The sequence below is a fragment of the Ruegeria sp. L12 genome, assembly GCF_056531745.1.
On the sequence record NZ_JBQFMH010000002.1, the window covers coordinates 282,799 to 298,179 of the forward strand.

Here is a 15,381-nt window from a genome sequence, read left to right on the forward strand (position 1 = left end):
ACGACGTCAGGCTAAAGGGTGATGTGGGGACAATCAACAATTTGTGAATGTGAAAATGAAATCGGCTCTTTAGCGCCGGAAACTCTTGTGTCTGACTGCTTTCCAAAGTCGTAAAGCTAACTATGTTGAAGCCGAGCAACGTCGGAGGTCTCAATGGAACGATTCGACAACAGCCCCGAAACTGCATTGCGGTGGTATCGCGCGGGCAAAAAGGCAGCCCTTGCCACCGTGGTCGAGACCTGGGGCAGTGCGCCGCGTCGTGTCGGTGCGCAATTGGTCATTGCGGGCGATGGTCGGATCGAGGGGTCGGTTTCGGGTGGCTGCGTTGAAGGCGCGGTGATCGTGGAAGCGCTGGAGGCAATCGACGAAGGCGAGGCGCGGCTGCTGGAATTTGGCGTCAGCGACGAAGACGCCTTTGCGGTCGGTCTGGCCTGTGGCGGCACCATTCGAGTTCTGGTTGAACCGGTCGGGCAGGTCCTGCCGGAACCCATGCTCGCCGAACTGGTCGCGGCCCGCGCGCGGCGCGAGCCCTTGGCCTATGAGGTGAATGTTGAAACCGGCCATCGTGCCCTGCGCCGCAATGCCTATGCGGAACGATTGCGGATGGATCGTTCGGGGTTTGAAGAGGACGGGCAAACCTTTGTCGCCGTGCATAACCCGCCGCTGCGGCTGATCGTGGTGGGGGCGGTGCATATCGCGCAGGCATTGGTGCCCATGGCCCGGATCGCGGGCTACGATCCGGCGATCATTGACCCCAGAGATGCCTTTGCGTCGGAGGCCCGGTTCCCAGGCGAGACCATTCTAACGGATTGGCCGGACGAGGCCGTGGCCAAACTGGGTCTGGATTCGCGCACCGCCCTTGTGTTGCTGACCCATGACCCCAAGCTTGACGATCCCGCCTTGCAGGCGGCGCTGGATGCCGGTGTGTTTTATATTGGCGCGCTCGGGTCGACGCGCACGCATGCCAAACGTGTGGAGCGGATGAAGCAGGCCGGATTTTCTGACGCGCAGATCGGGCGGATACACGGTCCGGTCGGGCTCGACATCGGGGCGGCCGGCCCTGCGGAAATCGCGGTTGCCATTCTGGCCCAGATGACCGCCGTTTTGCGGGGCAAGGCGTGAAGTTCGGGCCGGTCCCTCTGTCAGAGGCCAGCGGTGCTATTCTCGCCCATTCGGTCAAAACCGGCGGTCAAAAGCTGCGCAAGGGTATCGCGCTGACCCCCGAGCATATCACGCAGTTGACGCAAGCCGGTCTGGACGAGGTCATCGTTGCCCGGCTTGAGCCCGGCGATTGCCACGAGGATGAGGCGGCAACGATGCTGGCCGAGGCGCTGGCCCCCGATCCTGCGGGTGTCAATCTGCGCGTCACAAAGGCTTTTACCGGCAGGGTGAACCTTTTGGCCGATGGGCCGGGTGTCGTTGAACTGGATGTTGAGGCCGTGCAGCGGTTCAATCAGGTTCACCCCATGATCACCGTGGCAACAGTGCCGCAATATCAGCAGATGGGCGCGGGCGGCATGGTCGCGACCATCAAGGTGATCTCTTACGCCGTGCCGCGATCCGACGTGCAGCGTGCGGCCGATCTGGCCCGGGGGGCCGTGCGGCTGACCCCTCCGAAATTCCGGACGGCGGGTCTGATCGTGACGGATATCGCCGGAGGACCGTCGAACGAAAAAGGGATCGCTGCGATTCGCGGTCGGGTCGAGGCGTTGGGGATGGACCTGATGGATGTTCAGGCCGTCAGGCACAGGATGGATGATCTTTCGCAAGGGCTTGCGTCTCTGCAAGGCGACGTTGTGATGATCCTGACCGGCTCGGCGACATCCGACGAAAACGATGTCGCACCCGCTGCGGTGCGCCTTGCTGGCGGACAGGTGGACAGGTTCGGTATGCCTGTCGATCCCGGCAATCTGCTGTTCCTTGGGGAACTTGGCGCGCGCCCGGTGATCGGATTGCCCGGCTGCGCGCGCTCACCCGCCCTGAACGGGGCCGATTGGGTATTGTCGCGTGTGGCATGTGGGATCGAAACAACCGGATCGGACATCGCCGCGATGGGGGTTGGCGGGTTGTTGAAAGAAATCCCAAGCAGGCCCCAGCCGCGTGCCGCACAAGTGAAATGACGCAACGGCATCTTTGCCCTTCGCGCGGCGTGCATCATGATTATTGGACTATGTGGCGGGCCATTGAAAAATCGAGCAAATATTTTTGTTCTCAAACAAAATTTCCCGTGTTTAACTCGGGCGCAAAGGAATAATCCAAATAGGGAGGATCTCATGACACAGGTCTCAATGACCGTGAACGGGAAAGCCGTTAGCGGTGACGTGGAAGGGCGGACATTGCTGTCCGGCTTTCTGCGGGATCACTTGTCTTTGACCGGAACGCATGTTGGATGTGACACGGCCCAGTGTGGCGCCTGTGTCGTGCATGTGAATGGCGAGGCGGTGAAATCGTGCAACATGCTCGCGCTTGAGGCGGACGGGGCCGATGTCGACACGATCGAAGGGCAGGCGAACGAAGATGGTTCGCTGAACGTGATCCAGCAGGCATTCCAGGATCACCACGGGCTGCAATGCGGCTTCTGCACGCCGGGTATGGTGATGAGCGCGGCGGCGCTGCTGAAAGACAATCCGCGCCCGACCGAGGCCGAGGTTCGCAAGTATCTGGAAGGCAACCTGTGCCGCTGCACCGGCTATCATAATATCGTCAAGGCGATCATGGCCGCTTCGGGTCAGGACGTTTCCAGCATCGCGGCCGAGTAAAACGGCCAACAGGAATTTTCCAGGAAAGTTTTTCCCAGGGAGGAGAACAAGCAATGCCCAAAGACAGTGGCATCGGAGCCAGTTCCAAGCGGCGCGAGGATATGCGCTTTCTGACCGGAGCAGGCAATTATACCGACGACATCAACGTGGCCGGACAGGCCTATGTTTATTTTCTGCGCTCGGACATCGCGCATGGACGGCTGAAGAGTGTTGATACCTCGGCAGCCGAAGGCATGCCGGGTGTGGTCAAGGTTTTCACCGGCAAGGATTTCGAAGGCGTGGGCGGAATGCCCTGCGGCTGGGAGGTGACCGACAAGCACGGCGCGCCCATGCAGGAGCCTCCGCATCCGATTCTGGCGCAGGGCAAGGTCCGTCATGTGGGCGATCCCATCGCCGCCGTTGTGGCAGACAGTCTGGAACAGGCGCGCGACGCGGCTGAGGCTATCGATGTGGATATCGAGGAACTGCCCGTTGTGATCGACATGAAGGCCGCCGCGCAAGAGGGCGCGACGCTGGTCCATGACGATCTGAAGAACAACATTTGCTATGATTGGCAACTGGGCGAGACCGACGATGCCAAGGTCGACGAGGTCTTTGCAGGCGCGGCGCATGTGACCACGCTGGAGCTGGTTAACAACCGTCTGGTCGCCAACCCGATGGAGCCGCGCGTGGCGGTGGGCGAATACAAGCGTGGCACCGATGAGTACACGCTCTACACCACCTCGCAGAACCCGCATGTGATCCGTCTGCTGATGTGCGCCTTCGTTCTGGGCCTGCCCGAGCACAAGGTGCGCGTTGTGGCCCCGGATGTAGGCGGCGGTTTTGGCACCAAGATTTTCCACTATGCGGAAGAGGCGTTCTGTACCTTCGCCGCCAAGGCCTGCAATCGCCCGGTCAAGTGGACGTCCAGCCGGACCGAGGCGTTCATGTCAGACGCCCATGGCCGCGACCATGTCAGCAAGATCGAACTGGCGCTGGATGCGGATAACAACTTCATCGGGCTGCGCACCAACACCTATGCCAATCTGGGGGCGTATCTGTCGACCTTCTCCAGCTCGGTTCCGACCTGGCTTCACGGCACGCTGATGGCGGGCAACTACAAGACGCCGGTCATTCAGGTGAACGTGAAGGCGATGTTCACCAACACGGTGCCGGTGGATGCCTATCGCGGCGCGGGCCGGCCTGAGGCGACGTTCCAACTGGAACGCGTCGTGGACAAGGCAGCGCGCGAGCTGGGAGTCGATCCGATTGCCTTGCGCCGTCAGAACTTTGTCACCCAATTCCCTTATGACACGCCAGTGGCGCTGACCTATGACACCGGGGATTACAACGGGACAATGGACAAGCTTGAATCTGCCGCCGATATCGCGGGCTTTGCCGCGCGGCGTGCGGAAAGCGAGGCAAATGGCAAGCTGCGCGGACTGGGTGTCAACTGCTATATCGAAGCTTGCGGCATCGCGCCTTCGAATATTGTTGGCATGTTGGGGGCCCGTGCGGGTCTCTATGATGCGGCAACCGTGCGGGTGAACGCCACCGGCTCGATCAGTGTCATGGTCGGCGCACACAGCCACGGGCAGGGGCATGAGACCGCCTTCCCGCAGGTTGTGGCCGACATGATCGGCATCGACGAGTCGATGGTCGAGATCGTGCATGGCGACACCTCGAAAATCCCGTTTGGCATGGGGACCTATGGCTCGCGGTCTTTGGCGGTCTGTGGCTCGGCCATGGTCAAGGCGACCGAGAAGGTAATTGACAAGGCCAAGAAGATTGCGGCCCACCTTCTGGAAGCCTCTGAGGCCGATATCGAACTGAAAGACGGTCAGTTCAGCGTTGCAGGCACCGACAAGTCGGTAGCCTGGGGTGATGTCACCCTGACAGCTTATGTGCCGCACAATTTCCCGCTGGAGGTTGAGCCGGGGCTGGAAGAGACCGCGTTTTACGACCCGGCCAACTTTACCTTCCCGGCGGGGGCCTATGCCTGCGAGGTCGAGGTGGACCCCGAAACCGGTCAGGTCACCATCGAAGCCTTCACCGCCGCGGACGACTTTGGCAACATCGTCAATCCGATGATTGTGGATGGTCAGGTTCATGGTGGTATCGGTCAGGGCATCGGTCAGGCGCTGCTGGAGAACTGCGCCTATGACGAGAACGGTCAGTTGCTGAGCGCGTCCTATATGGACTACGCGATGCCGCGCGCCGATGACGTGCCGTTCTATGGCGTCGATCATTCCAGCCAGACGCCCTGCACGCATAACCCGTTGGGTGTGAAGGGCTGTGGTGAGGCTGGTGCGATTGGCTCGCCGCCTGCGGTGGTCAACGCGGTTCTGGATGCGCTGAATTCGGGTGGCAAGGCGGTGGATCACATCGACATGCCGGTAAGCCCGTCGCGCGTCTGGGCGGCGATGAACAGCTGAGAGGTTGGGGTGCGAGGGGCCAGCCCCTCACGCTCCCCGGGATATTTATAGCCAGATGAAGGGCGGATCCGCGCCTTTCGGAAAGGAAATACGAAATGTACAGTTTCGAGTTTGAGAAGCCCTCGACCATCGCCGATGCGGTCTCCGCATTGGGGTCCGAGGATGCACAGGCGCTGGGGGGCGGTCAGACGCTGATTCCGACGCTGAAGCAGCGGTTGGCGGCACCATCCAAGCTGGTGTCGGTGAGCGGGATTGCCGAGATGCAAGGGGTTTGCATCGAAGATGACGGCTCGGTTGCAATCGGCGCAGCGACAACGCATGCGACGGTGGCGCGCGAAGCGGCGGGGGCATACCCCGCGCTGGCGGCGCTTGCCGGGCAGATTGGTGATCCGGCGGTGCGCAACCGAGGGACGCTTGGTGGCTCTGTCGCCAATAACGACCCGGCGGCCTGTTATCCGGCGGGCGTCCTGGGCTCGGGCGCAACGATCGTGACGAACTCCCGGCAGATTGCGGCGGATGACTTCTTTGAGGGCATGTTCGGCACAGCGCTTGAGGAAGGTGAGATCATCACCTCAATCCGGTTCCCGGTGCCGCAGGCGGCGAGCTATCAGAAGTTCCTGCAACCGGCCTCCCGCTTTGCGCTGGTAGGGGTCTATGTGGCGCGCTTTGCCGATGGCGTGCGTGTTGCGGTAACCGGAGCGAGTGAGGATGGAGTGTTCCGCTGGTCCGAGGCCGAGGCGGCGCTGAGCAAGGAGTTCCGGCCGGATGCTCTGATGGGTCTGCACATCAACCCGATGAACATGATCGGCGACCTGCATGGCAGTAAGGAATATCGCGCGCATCTGGTCGGTGTGATGACAAAACGGGCGGTCGAAGCCTGTATCTGAGCCGACCCTGTTTGACCTTGGAAAGCCCCGGTTTGCCCGGGGCTTTTTATTTGGTGCGTATTCTGGGTGGTTTGGCGGGTTGCCAATAGGCACCGGTATCTTCCCGCGCTTTTTGGTAACGCTCTACCCGGTCGCGCGCGGTGCGTCCACCAGCGGCAAAGAGATGACTTAATAGAACTTCCAGAACGGCCATGGCGCCGGTGAAGCTGGAGAGGTGGTGCTGTGTTCGGGCACTGATCGGCAGCATGATATCGGGGGTTACGCCGGGGGCGATGACTTCGCTGTCGGACAGCAGGATGATTCTGGCGCCGCGATCACGGGCAAATCGAATGGATTGGATCGTGTCCGAGGAATAAGGGTGCACCGTCAGGGCGAACAGGCAATCGTTGTGATCTGCATCCAGAAGGTCGTCGATTGCCGTACCCATATGCCGGGGGATCAACTGAAAGCCCGGATGCGCCATCCGTCCGGCATAATGAAAGTAATAAGCCAGCGCATAGCTGGCCCGTGTTGCGGTGATGAAACAGCGATTGGCTGTGAGCATGTGGTCAATCGCACGCTCGACTTGAACCGGGTCCATCAAGCGAAGGGATCGGGACACCACGTTCAGCTCATTTTGCATGTATCTTGCCTGCGCCGCGCTGAAGGTATTTCCGGCCCGCATACGGTCCAGCCAATCTTGCCCCAAGCGGTCTTCGCGATCTGTTACAAGGGTCTGCCGGAAGGGGACTCGGAACGCGTTGTAGCTGTCAAAACCCAATCGCTGCGCCAATCGGACCAGAACGTTGGAACTGACCCCGATTTTTCCTGCAGTGACACGGATCGGGTCCAGACCGAAATCTCCGGGGTGATCGATGATGTATTTCGCGGCAGCCTGCATCTGGGGGGGCAGGGTGTCGATTTCCCGGAGCAGGCGCTTGGTCAGGTGGGCGGGGCTGGTTTGCATTGGGTCAGAAAAACATATGTTCTGAAAAATTGGAATTGAAAACGATCAGGCTGACGATAGGTGGGTTGTGATATTGATGGAATGCTGAAATGAGCGACACAACTTCCTTGTTTAATGCCAGCGACGCCCGGCCGTATGTGCTGGTCGCACCCAACGGAGCGCGGCGCGGGCATGAGGACCATCCGGCGGTGCCGGTCGGGATCGGTGAGATCGTCGAAACGGCGCACGCCTGCCATGTTGCTGGCGCAGATGGTATCCACCTGCATGTTCGAGACGAGGCGGGAAAACACGCGCTGGATGCGGGGCTGTACCGAGAGGCGATTGCGGAATTACGTCAGGCCGTGCCGGGGATGGACGTGCAGATCACCACTGAATCTGCGGGGATATTCGATGTGCAGGCGCAGTATGATTGCCTGCGTTTGGTGCGCCCGGAATGGGCTTCGATCTCCGTGCGCGAGATTGCCCGGTCACCCGATCTGGCCCCCAAGATCTATGCCCTTTGTGCAGAGCACGGGACGCGGGTCCAGCATATCCTATATGATGCGGCGGATGCCGAGCTTTTGACGCGCTGGCAGACAGCCGGTGTCGTGCGCGAAAACCAGGTCGATCGCCTGCTGGTTCTGGGGCGCTATACCACGGATCAGGAATCAACACCCGACCTTCTGGACACCTTCCCCGAAAGCCCGGCCCCCTGGATGGTCTGCGCCTTTGGTGCGCAGGAGCATCTGTGTCTGCAGCGCGCAGCTCGGCGCGGCGGGGATGTTCGGGTGGGGTTTGAAAACAGCCTGACCAGTGCCGAAGGCACCCGTTGGGCGGACAACGCTGCCTCGGTTTCAGCACTGATTGACCTTCTCAAGAGGACTTGAAAATGAGCCATGTTTTTCCGCGCCATACAAAGTCTGCGCTGCCGGTCGCAGCGGGTGGTGACGGCTGCTACCTGATTGATTCAGAGGGGCGGCGCTTTTTGGATTGTGGCGATGCTGCGGTGTCGTGCCTTGGGCATTCGAATGAAGCTGTGATCAAGGCAGTGCAGGATCAGGTGGGTCAGATTGCATTTGCCCATACCGGTTTCATGACTTCTGAACCAGCCGAGGCCTTGGCGGATTTGCTGATCAAAAACGCGCCGGGGGATCTGGATCGGGTTTATTTCGTCTCTGGCGGGTCCGAGGCGACCGAGGCTGCCATCAAGCTGGCGCGGCAGTATTTTCTGGAAATCGGACAACCCGAGCGCCGTCACGTGATCGCGCGGCGGCAGAGCTATCATGGCAATACGCTGGGTGCACTGTCGGCGGGCGGCAATGCGTGGCGGCGGGCGCAATTCGCGCCGATGCTGATCGAGATGACGCATATCGCGCCCTGTTATGAATATGCCGAAAAGCCTGATGGTGAGAGCAGCTTTGAGTATGGCCAGCGCGTTGCCAATGAGTTGGAGGCCGAGATACTGCGCCTTGGGCCCGACACCGTGATGGCCTTTATGGCCGAGCCGGTGGTGGGCGCGACGCTGGGTGCGGTTCCGGCGGTCGAAGGGTATTTCAAACGGATCAGAGAGATCTGCGATCAGTACGGTGTGCTGTTGGTCCTTGATGAAGTGATGTGCGGAATGGGTCGTACCGGCCATCTGTTTGCTTGCGATCACGATGGCGTGGCACCGGATATTCTGTGTATCGCCAAGGGGTTGGGGGCCGGATATCAACCCATCGGGGCGATGATGTGTACCGGGAAGATCTATGATGCTATCCGCGATGGCTCGGGTTTCTTCCAGCACGGGCATACCTATATCGGCCACCCGGTTGCGACGGCTGCTGCTTTGGCTGTGGTGCGCGAACTGACCGGACGTGAACTGCCTGCGCGCGCGGGGTTTATGGGTGACAAGGTGCAATCGGCACTGGTGGCTGCCTTTGGTCAACATCCGCATGTGGGCGACATCCGGGGCCGGGGACTGTTCCGGGGGATCGAGCTTGTGGCTGACCGTGAAACCAAAACGCCATTTAAGCCTGGGTTGGGTATCGCCGCAAAGATCAAGAAAGCTGCCGTCGCCGAAGGATTGATCTGTTACCCGATGTCCGGCACCCGCGATGGCCGGAACGGCGACCACGTCCTGCTGGCCCCGCCATTTATCATCGAAGATGCGCAGATTGACGAGATGGTGACCAAACTGTCCCTCGCCATCACGGCGGCTATTCCGTAGCGGTCATCGCTCTGTGATACAGGGCGTTGAACGCCATGATCGGATGCTCGGATTGAGATGAGCAAATTTCGTCAACCACAAGGGCGCCGTGTGAAATGGCGCCGCTTTGCAACCCGCGTTGAACCGAATCCACGATGGGCGCGTCCTCGGCGAAGGTTGTGGTGCGGTGTTGCAGGATGATTTCGCGCTCGACAGCGTTGGGGGTCGGATGGGGCAGCCACCAGTCAACCTCGATCTTGGTGGTGCCGACCGATAGCGGCTTCCACCGATAGGTGTTCACGATCCCGCTGGGGTAGACCTGAAGCGCAAACAGGGGGAAGAACCACCAGGTCAGGAAGCGATCAGTCCGGGCATGGGGGTCGGCCACATAGCCATAGGATTTCTGTCCGTCGGGACGTGCCGGGCTGCAGTGACGGATGCCATAATCGAAGCCTTGAGTGCGGTATTGATCCGGGTCGACAACGCCGGTGGTCAGTGTTTTGTGGACCACCGCGCAGTGGTAGCACTCGTTAAAATTCTCGGCGACCACCTTCCAGTTGGCATGTGCCAGCCGTTCAGTGCGGTCGGCGCGGTGATAGCGGGCCAGATTGGGCGCATAGTCCGCAATTTCAGGCAGGGCCAGATGCGCAAGCTCGGCCAGCGGCGGCGCGTCCTGATCCAGATTGATCAGGATCAGCCCGAAGAACAGTTCGATCCGAATGGCGCGCAGTTTGTAGTGGGATGTGTCAAACCCCGGGAAGGCACGGGCGTTGGGGGCTGCGCGCAACTGGCCCTGAGTGTCATAGGTCCAGGCATGATAAGGGCAGGTCATTTTCTTCGTGCAACCCTTACCCCGCAGCAGTTCGTGCCCCCGGTGGACGCAGACATTGTAAAAGGCCCGAATGCCGCCGTCCTGACCCCGGATGACGATGACAGAGACGCCGTTGACGTCCTCGACCACATAATCCCCGAAATTGGGAATATCCGTTGCGTGACCTATCAGATGCCAGGACCGCTGAAAGATGCGGCTTTGCTCCTGGGCGAACACGGTTTCATCGCAATATGCCGAGGCCGGAAGCGAGTGGTACACCCCTCCTGCAAATGCCATCTCACCCATGTCCACCTCGTGGTTTTCTTCTTTCAGGCTCGGGGTTCACGAGGGTTGAGTCTTGCCTTTTCGCGGCAAGCCCCAGTCGAAACCAGAGCGCCCGAAATCGACAGGGCGTCGCTTTCAGACGCCTTTCAGATAGGAAATGGCTGGGGTCGAGGCCAATCGCATCGGTTGACGTTCCGGTGAACGAAAAAGCCCTGCCAGAGCGTCTCTGACAGGGCTGTGATCTCTCGATGAGCAGAGGCCTATTTCTGCGGTAGCGGGCCGATCATCATGATCATCTGACGGCCTTCCATCTTCGGCATGTTTTCGACCTTGCCGATATCCTTGATGTCTTCGGCCACGCGTTCCAGCAGCTCACGCCCCAGATTCTGGTGTGCCATCTCGCGGCCGCGGAAGCGCAGAGTGACTTTGACCTTGTCGCCTTTTTCCAGAAACTTGAAGACGTTCTTCATCTTGACGTCATAGTCATGGGTGTCGGTGTTGGGTCGGAATTTGACCTCTTTCACCTCGATGACTTTTTGCTTCTTGCGGGCTTCGCTTTCGCGTTTCTGCTGTTCGTACTTGAACTTGCCAAAATCCATGATCTTGCAGACCGGCGGGTTCGCGTTGGGCGAAATCTCAACCAGATCGAGGCCAGCTTCGGCGGCAAGTTGCATGGCTTTGGCGGGATGAACCACCCCGACATTGTCTCCATCAGCGCCAATCAGGCGGATTTCGGGGGCACGGATTCTGTCATTGACGCGCGGGCCGGTATCTCTCTGCGGTGGCGCGTTGTGAGGTCTGCGGGCTATGGGTTCATTCCTTTGATGATTGCAGAATTTCGAGCCCGGAATTTAGACCGGGCTGAGAAGCGTTTCAAGCGGCATAAATCGCAGGCCGCATGAATTTTCCATGAATTCCGGGTGTTTTTGCCGGTCAGGAGGCGTTGTGACCCGACCGGCAAAGCCGTTTAGCCCACAAAGGCCTTTTCGATCACGAACTCTTTGGGTTCGGAATTTGCACCTTCGCGCAGGCCGAACTCTTCCAGAATGGCCTTGATGTCGTGGTTGAAGGCCAGGCTGCCGCAGACCATGGCGCGGTCAGTGTCGGCTTTGATGCCGCCTTCGATGCCCAGATCGGCAAAGACGGTACCGTCTTTCAGCAGCTCGGTGATGCGACCCATTTTGGGGCTCTGTTCCCGGGTGGTGGTCGGGTAATAGCGGATCTTGTCGCCAAAGCCTTCGCCGATCAGTTCGGCCAGCAACTCGTCCTGCTTGATACTGTCGATCAGCTCGCGGCCATAATCCAGCTCGGCCACGTCGCGGCAGGTATGCGTGATGATGACCTCGTCGTAATCCTCATAGGTCTGCGGTTCGCGCAGCAGCGAGGCGAAGGGGGCAAAGCCGGTGCCGGTGGCGAAGAACCAGATACGTTTACCGGGCAGCAGCGCGTCATGCACCAGCGTGCCAACCGGCTTGGGACGCAGGATGATCTGATCGCCCGGTTTGATGTGCTGCAGCTTAGAGGTCAGCGGACCGTCCTGCACCTTGATCGAGTAGAATTCCAGCTCTTCGTCCCAGGACGGCGAGGCAATGGAATATGCGCGCAGCAGCGGCTTGCCGTTGTCGCCCAGCAGGCCGATCATAACAAACTCGCCCGAACGAAAGCGCAGCGAGGCGGGGCGCGACACCTTGAACGAGAACAGGCGATCGGTCCAGTGCTTCACCTCGGTGACGGTCTGGGCGTCGGGCAGAACGGGGGCCTTGACGGCGGTTGCTTCACTCACGGATTTCATCTCTGTCATCGTTTCACTGCCGGTCTGCTAAACCGACATCTCCGTTTAATCTTTGATCCAAGTCAGGAAAAGGGGCAGATTGCCCCTTTCATGTCACAAGCTGGCGATTTGCGGGCTCAGCCGCGCAGGCGTGCCTGATAGTTGTTGTCTTGCCAGTTGGCGCGGGCCAGCCATTGATCCTCGGGCTGACGGTTGGCCAGCGTATGATCAATCTCGACCTCGTCAAAGCCGCTGCGCCTGGCCATGGCGTATTGATCGGCCAGCACATGCCCCTTGGCGCGCAAACGTCCGGTATAGCCCTTCAGGCGCAGAACCCGCGCGATGGTAAAGCCACGTCCGTCCGCCGAGGACGGAAAGTCCACACGCACCATCCGGGCGCTGCCCAGCCGTTCGACCAGTTCATCCGGGTCGGTGTCGGATGCGACATCCAGCGCGACCACATCATTTGCGGCATCGTCCAGCGTGACATAGCCGTCAGTCCAATCATCGGGGGCGAACCCCTCGTCGGTTACGATTACGTTCATGTATTTTCTCCAACGCGGACCATCTTGCCATCGACGAAATGGATGCCGCATTCTTCTTTGTTCTGGTCGCGCCAGCGTCCGGCGCGGGGGTCTTCGCCCTCTTTGACCGGCGAGGTGCAGGGCGCACAGCCGATCGAAGGGTATCCTTTGGCCACCAGCGGGTGCCGTGGCAGGTTGTTCTCGTCCATATAGGTGCGCACATCCTCGGGCGCCCAATGGGCCAGCGGGTTGACCTTGATCCGGCCCGTACCATCCTCGACCTCAAAAAAGTCGAGTGCGGCGCGGGTTCCGGATTGAAACCGTTTGCGCCCGGTAATCCAACCGCAATACCTGGTCAATGCCTGTTGCAGCGGGAAGGTCTTGCGCAGGTTACAGCACGCATCTGTGTCGCGCAGACGCAGCGCACCATAGGGATCGTCGCGCTGAATATCCTCATCGTCCGCCCGGATGATATGTACGTTCTTCAGCCCCAGACGCTCGCTCACCTCGTGCTGGTATTCCAGCGTTTCGGCAAACAGCAACTGCGTATCGACGAACAGCACCGGGGTCATCTTGTCAACCACAGCCGCCATGTGCAGCAGCACCACTGACTCCGCACCAAAGCTGGAGACGAGGGCAAGGTCCTCGATCTCCTCAAGCGCGCCATGCATGACATCATGGGCGCTGTGGTGGCGGAAGCGGGCGTTCAGCGCCTCGACCTTTTTGGTCAGTTCGGCGCGGTCAACCCCCAGTTCCGTCTGGATCAGGTCAAGCGGCATTCGCCCGTGCCTCGGGGTAGAGGGCGGTTTTGAACGGTGCCATGCCGACGCGGCGGTAGGTCTCCAGGAAAGTCTCCTCGGCGCTGTCGCGCTGTTCCAGATAGGTGTCGACGATGCGCTCAACGGCGGGCACGATTTCGTCATAGGCAAAGCCCGGACCTGTGCGGTCGCCGATGGCTGCGGTCTCGGTGCCGTCGCCGCCCAGAGTGATCTGGTAGTTCTCGACGCCCGCACGATCCAGACCCAGAATGCCGATGTGACCAACGTGGTGGTGACCACAGGCGTTGATGCAGCCCGAGATTTTGATCTTCAGGTGGCCGATATCATGCTCCAGCTTCAGGTCTTCAAACCGGGTCGCGATTTCCTGCGCAACCGGGATCGAGCGAGCCGTCGCCAGCGCGCAGTAATCCATGCCGGGGCAGGCGATGATATCGCTGATCAGGCCGATATTGGCGGTGGCCAGCTCGTATTCCTTCAGCTTCGCATGGATCGCGGGCAGGTCCGATTTGTGGACATGCGGCAGGATCACGTTCTGTTCATGGCTGATGCGCAGTTCGTCATAGGCGAACTGTTCGGCCAGATCGGCCATCACGCGCATCTGCTCGGCAGTCGCATCGCCCGGTGTCTGGCCGTGCTTTTTGATCGAGATCGTCACGATCGCGTGGTCTGCGTTCTTGTGCGGTGCGATGTTGGTGTCGACCCACGACCGGAACACCGGATCGTTGGTATAGGCGCTCTCGAACGACGCAACCGAGCCTTCGCGAAAATCAGGAGCGGCAAAGTGGCCTTTGATTTCTTCCAGCAGGTTCATATCCGCGCCTTTGAACTGCGGGCGAACCTGCAGGAAGCGTTCATTGACCTTGGCGCGGATGGTGTCGATGCCATTCTCGTGCACGGTGATTTTGATGCGCGCCTTGTACTTATTGTCGCGGCGGCCAATCTGGTTCCACACCGAAACGGTGGCTTCGAGGTAAGCCAGCAGGTCGTCAAAGGCGACGAATTCGGACAGCTCTTTGCCGATCATCGGGGTCCGGCCCAGACCGCCGCCGACGATCACGCGGGCACCCAGAACGCCGTCACGCTCGACCAGTTGCAGGCCGATGTCATGCGCCTTGATCACGGCGCGGTCGTTTTCCGAGCCGGTGATGGCGATCTTGAACTTGCGCGGCATGAACTGGAATTCCGGGTGGTCGGTGGACCACTGGCGCAGCAACTCGGCATAGGGACGCGGATCGGCGACCTCATCCGCGGCGGCACCGGCGAAATGGTCCGCGGTCACGTTACGGATGGTGTTGCCCGATGTCTGAATGGCATGCATGCCAACCTCGGCCAGCGCGTCCAGCATATCCGGCACGTCGTTCAGTTTCGGCCAGTTATATTGGATGTTCTGACGGGTGGTGAAATGGCCATAGCCCTTGTCCCATTTCTCGGCCAGCAGGGCCAGCTGGCGCATCTGCGCGCTGGACAGCGTGCCATAGGGAATGGCAACTCGCAGCATATAGGCGTGCAGCTGCAGGTACAGGCCATTCATCAGGCGCAGGGGCTTGAACTCGTCCTCAGTCAGCGAGCCGTCAATGCGGCGCTCGACCTGGGCGCGGAATTGTTTGTTACGCTCTTCCAAAAAGGCTGTGTCGAACTCGGAGTAGCGGTACATGTCTAGCTGTCCTTCATTGCAGCCCCGAAACCGGGGCCTTTAAGGGGAGAAGAGGGCCGTTGATCAGACCCGGGGCTGCGTTGCTGTTTCCTGCTTGCCATGGGCATAGTTGGACGGGCCGGTGCGGCGGAAGTCCTCGCGGAAATGAGTGGGTTCAGGGCCGTTTTCGCCAGCGATGGCATCGGCCAGATAGGCGCCGACGATCTTATCGGCCTGACGCGAGGCATCCAACAGGCGAACCTGCGCGTGCGCTTCGTCGGTGATCAGCTCGGCCTCGGACAGTTCGCGCGACCAGCGATCATCTTCGGTCAGGTAGATCACATCGCCTTCCAGCAGGTCGTTGGCCGTAACCACTTTGGGTGTAAAAGCACGGGGCATCAGGCA

15 protein-coding genes are annotated in these 15,381 nt (G+C 60.2%); 7 read left to right on the forward strand and 8 right to left on the reverse strand.

Annotated features, from left to right (window positions below):
* The first annotated feature begins 153 nt into the window (after window positions 1–153).
* The 5 genes from ACR0K9_RS04320 to ACR0K9_RS04340 all read left to right on the forward strand — a co-directional run bounded on the left by ACR0K9_RS04320 (window position 154) and on the right by ACR0K9_RS04340 (window position 6,060).
* Window positions 154–1,122 (forward strand): XdhC family protein, encoded by a 969-nt coding sequence (locus ACR0K9_RS04320; protein WP_480532689.1) that lies wholly within the window; start codon window positions 154–156, stop codon window positions 1,120–1,122.
* Entirely contained in the window at window positions 1,119–2,120 is a 1,002-nt protein-coding gene (locus tag ACR0K9_RS04325) for a molybdopterin-binding protein (protein ID WP_480821058.1), read from the forward strand. The genes ACR0K9_RS04320 and ACR0K9_RS04325 overlap by 4 nt, the downstream gene beginning before the upstream one ends.
* Window positions 2,121–2,273: 153 nt before the next feature.
* Window positions 2,274–2,759 carry a (2Fe-2S)-binding protein gene (locus tag ACR0K9_RS04330; protein ID WP_480821060.1) on the forward strand — a complete coding sequence of 162 codons (486 nt, stop codon included), beginning with the start codon at window positions 2,274–2,276 and terminating at the stop codon, window positions 2,757–2,759.
* Between the two features lie 53 nt (window positions 2,760–2,812).
* Window positions 2,813–5,173: a xanthine dehydrogenase family protein molybdopterin-binding subunit gene (locus ACR0K9_RS04335; protein ID WP_480821062.1), complete on the forward strand. Its 2,361-nt coding sequence runs from the start codon at window positions 2,813–2,815 to the stop codon at window positions 5,171–5,173.
* A gap of 95 nt (window positions 5,174–5,268) precedes the next feature.
* Entirely contained in the window at window positions 5,269–6,060 is a 792-nt protein-coding gene (locus ACR0K9_RS04340) for an FAD binding domain-containing protein (RefSeq protein WP_480821064.1), read from the forward strand.
* 46 nt (window positions 6,061–6,106) lie between these two features.
* On the opposite strand, the gene ACR0K9_RS04345 is transcribed toward ACR0K9_RS04340, so the two are convergent.
* The gene (locus tag ACR0K9_RS04345; protein ID WP_480821066.1) at window positions 6,107–7,006 is read right to left on the reverse strand and encodes a MurR/RpiR family transcriptional regulator; all 900 of its coding nucleotides are present in this window, start codon (window positions 7,004–7,006) and stop codon (window positions 6,107–6,109) included.
* Window positions 7,007–7,095: 89 nt separating this feature from the next.
* On the opposite strand from ACR0K9_RS04345, the gene ACR0K9_RS04350 reads away from it, so the two are divergent.
* Together ACR0K9_RS04350 and ACR0K9_RS04355 are read left to right on the forward strand one after the other, a co-directional pair.
* Window positions 7,096–7,872, forward strand: coding sequence for a beta-keto acid cleavage family enzyme (locus ACR0K9_RS04350; protein ID WP_480821068.1), 777 nt, complete (start codon window positions 7,096–7,098; stop codon window positions 7,870–7,872).
* Window positions 7,873–7,874: 2 nt separating this feature from the next.
* Window positions 7,875–9,194: an aspartate aminotransferase family protein gene (locus tag ACR0K9_RS04355; protein ID WP_480821070.1), complete on the forward strand. Its 1,320-nt coding sequence runs from the start codon at window positions 7,875–7,877 to the stop codon at window positions 9,192–9,194.
* Here the strand turns inward: ACR0K9_RS04355 and ACR0K9_RS04360 are convergent.
* The 7 genes from ACR0K9_RS04360 to ACR0K9_RS04390 all read right to left on the reverse strand — a co-directional run bounded on the left by ACR0K9_RS04360 (window position 9,184) and on the right by ACR0K9_RS04390 (window position 15,375).
* Entirely contained in the window at window positions 9,184–10,290 is a 1,107-nt protein-coding gene (locus ACR0K9_RS04360; RefSeq protein ID WP_480821072.1) for an aromatic ring-hydroxylating oxygenase subunit alpha, read from the reverse strand. The genes ACR0K9_RS04355 and ACR0K9_RS04360 overlap by 11 nt on opposite strands.
* A gap of 239 nt (window positions 10,291–10,529) precedes the next feature.
* Entirely contained in the window at window positions 10,530–11,120 is a 591-nt protein-coding gene (gene infC / locus ACR0K9_RS04365; RefSeq protein WP_480567110.1) for a translation initiation factor IF-3, read from the reverse strand.
* A gap of 116 nt (window positions 11,121–11,236) precedes the next feature.
* Window positions 11,237–12,070 carry a ferredoxin--NADP reductase gene (locus ACR0K9_RS04370; RefSeq protein ID WP_480821074.1) on the reverse strand — a complete coding sequence of 278 codons (834 nt, stop codon included), beginning with the start codon at window positions 12,068–12,070 and terminating at the stop codon, window positions 11,237–11,239.
* Window positions 12,071–12,177: 107 nt separating this feature from the next.
* The gene (locus ACR0K9_RS04375) at window positions 12,178–12,585 is read right to left on the reverse strand and encodes a DUF934 domain-containing protein (RefSeq protein WP_480532669.1); all 408 of its coding nucleotides are present in this window, start codon (window positions 12,583–12,585) and stop codon (window positions 12,178–12,180) included.
* Window positions 12,582–13,343, reverse strand: a complete 762-nt coding sequence (locus ACR0K9_RS04380; protein ID WP_480821076.1) for a phosphoadenylyl-sulfate reductase — start codon at window positions 13,341–13,343, stop codon at window positions 12,582–12,584. The genes ACR0K9_RS04375 and ACR0K9_RS04380 overlap by 4 nt, the downstream gene beginning before the upstream one ends.
* A complete protein-coding gene (locus ACR0K9_RS04385) occupies window positions 13,333–14,997 on the reverse strand; it encodes a nitrite/sulfite reductase (protein WP_480821078.1) in 1,665 nt (554 codons plus the stop codon). The genes ACR0K9_RS04380 and ACR0K9_RS04385 overlap by 11 nt, the downstream gene beginning before the upstream one ends.
* A 63-nt stretch (window positions 14,998–15,060) precedes the next feature.
* Entirely contained in the window at window positions 15,061–15,375 is a 315-nt protein-coding gene (locus ACR0K9_RS04390; RefSeq protein ID WP_480532663.1) for a DUF2849 domain-containing protein, read from the reverse strand.
* Window positions 15,376–15,381: the final 6 nt, after the last annotated feature.

Bases quoted from the DNA above. Each gene is read 5' to 3' on its own strand.
- ACR0K9_RS04320 (WP_480532689.1), top strand. From the start codon at position 154: ATGGAACGATTCGACAACAGCCCCGAAACTGCATTGCGGTGGTATCGC.
- ACR0K9_RS04330 (WP_480821060.1), top strand. From the start codon at position 2,274: ATGACACAGGTCTCAATGACCGTGAACGGGAAAGCCGTTAGCGGTGAC.
- ACR0K9_RS04335 (WP_480821062.1), top strand. From the start codon at position 2,813: ATGCCCAAAGACAGTGGCATCGGAGCCAGTTCCAAGCGGCGCGAGGAT.
- ACR0K9_RS04340 (WP_480821064.1), top strand. From the start codon at position 5,269: ATGTACAGTTTCGAGTTTGAGAAGCCCTCGACCATCGCCGATGCGGTC.
- ACR0K9_RS04345 (WP_480821066.1), bottom strand. From the start codon at position 7,006: ATGCAAACCAGCCCCGCCCACCTGACCAAGCGCCTGCTCCGGGAAATC.
- ACR0K9_RS04350 (WP_480821068.1), top strand. From the start codon at position 7,096: ATGAGCGACACAACTTCCTTGTTTAATGCCAGCGACGCCCGGCCGTAT.
- ACR0K9_RS04355 (WP_480821070.1), top strand. From the start codon at position 7,875: ATGAGCCATGTTTTTCCGCGCCATACAAAGTCTGCGCTGCCGGTCGCA.
- ACR0K9_RS04360 (WP_480821072.1), bottom strand. From the start codon at position 10,290: ATGGGTGAGATGGCATTTGCAGGAGGGGTGTACCACTCGCTTCCGGCC.
- ACR0K9_RS04370 (WP_480821074.1), bottom strand. From the start codon at position 12,070: ATGACAGAGATGAAATCCGTGAGTGAAGCAACCGCCGTCAAGGCCCCC.
- ACR0K9_RS04375 (WP_480532669.1), bottom strand. From the start codon at position 12,585: ATGAACGTAATCGTAACCGACGAGGGGTTCGCCCCCGATGATTGGACT.
- ACR0K9_RS04380 (WP_480821076.1), bottom strand. From the start codon at position 13,343: ATGCCGCTTGACCTGATCCAGACGGAACTGGGGGTTGACCGCGCCGAA.
- ACR0K9_RS04385 (WP_480821078.1), bottom strand. From the start codon at position 14,997: ATGTACCGCTACTCCGAGTTCGACACAGCCTTTTTGGAAGAGCGTAAC.
- ACR0K9_RS04390 (WP_480532663.1), bottom strand. From the start codon at position 15,375: ATGCCCCGTGCTTTTACACCCAAAGTGGTTACGGCCAACGACCTGCTG.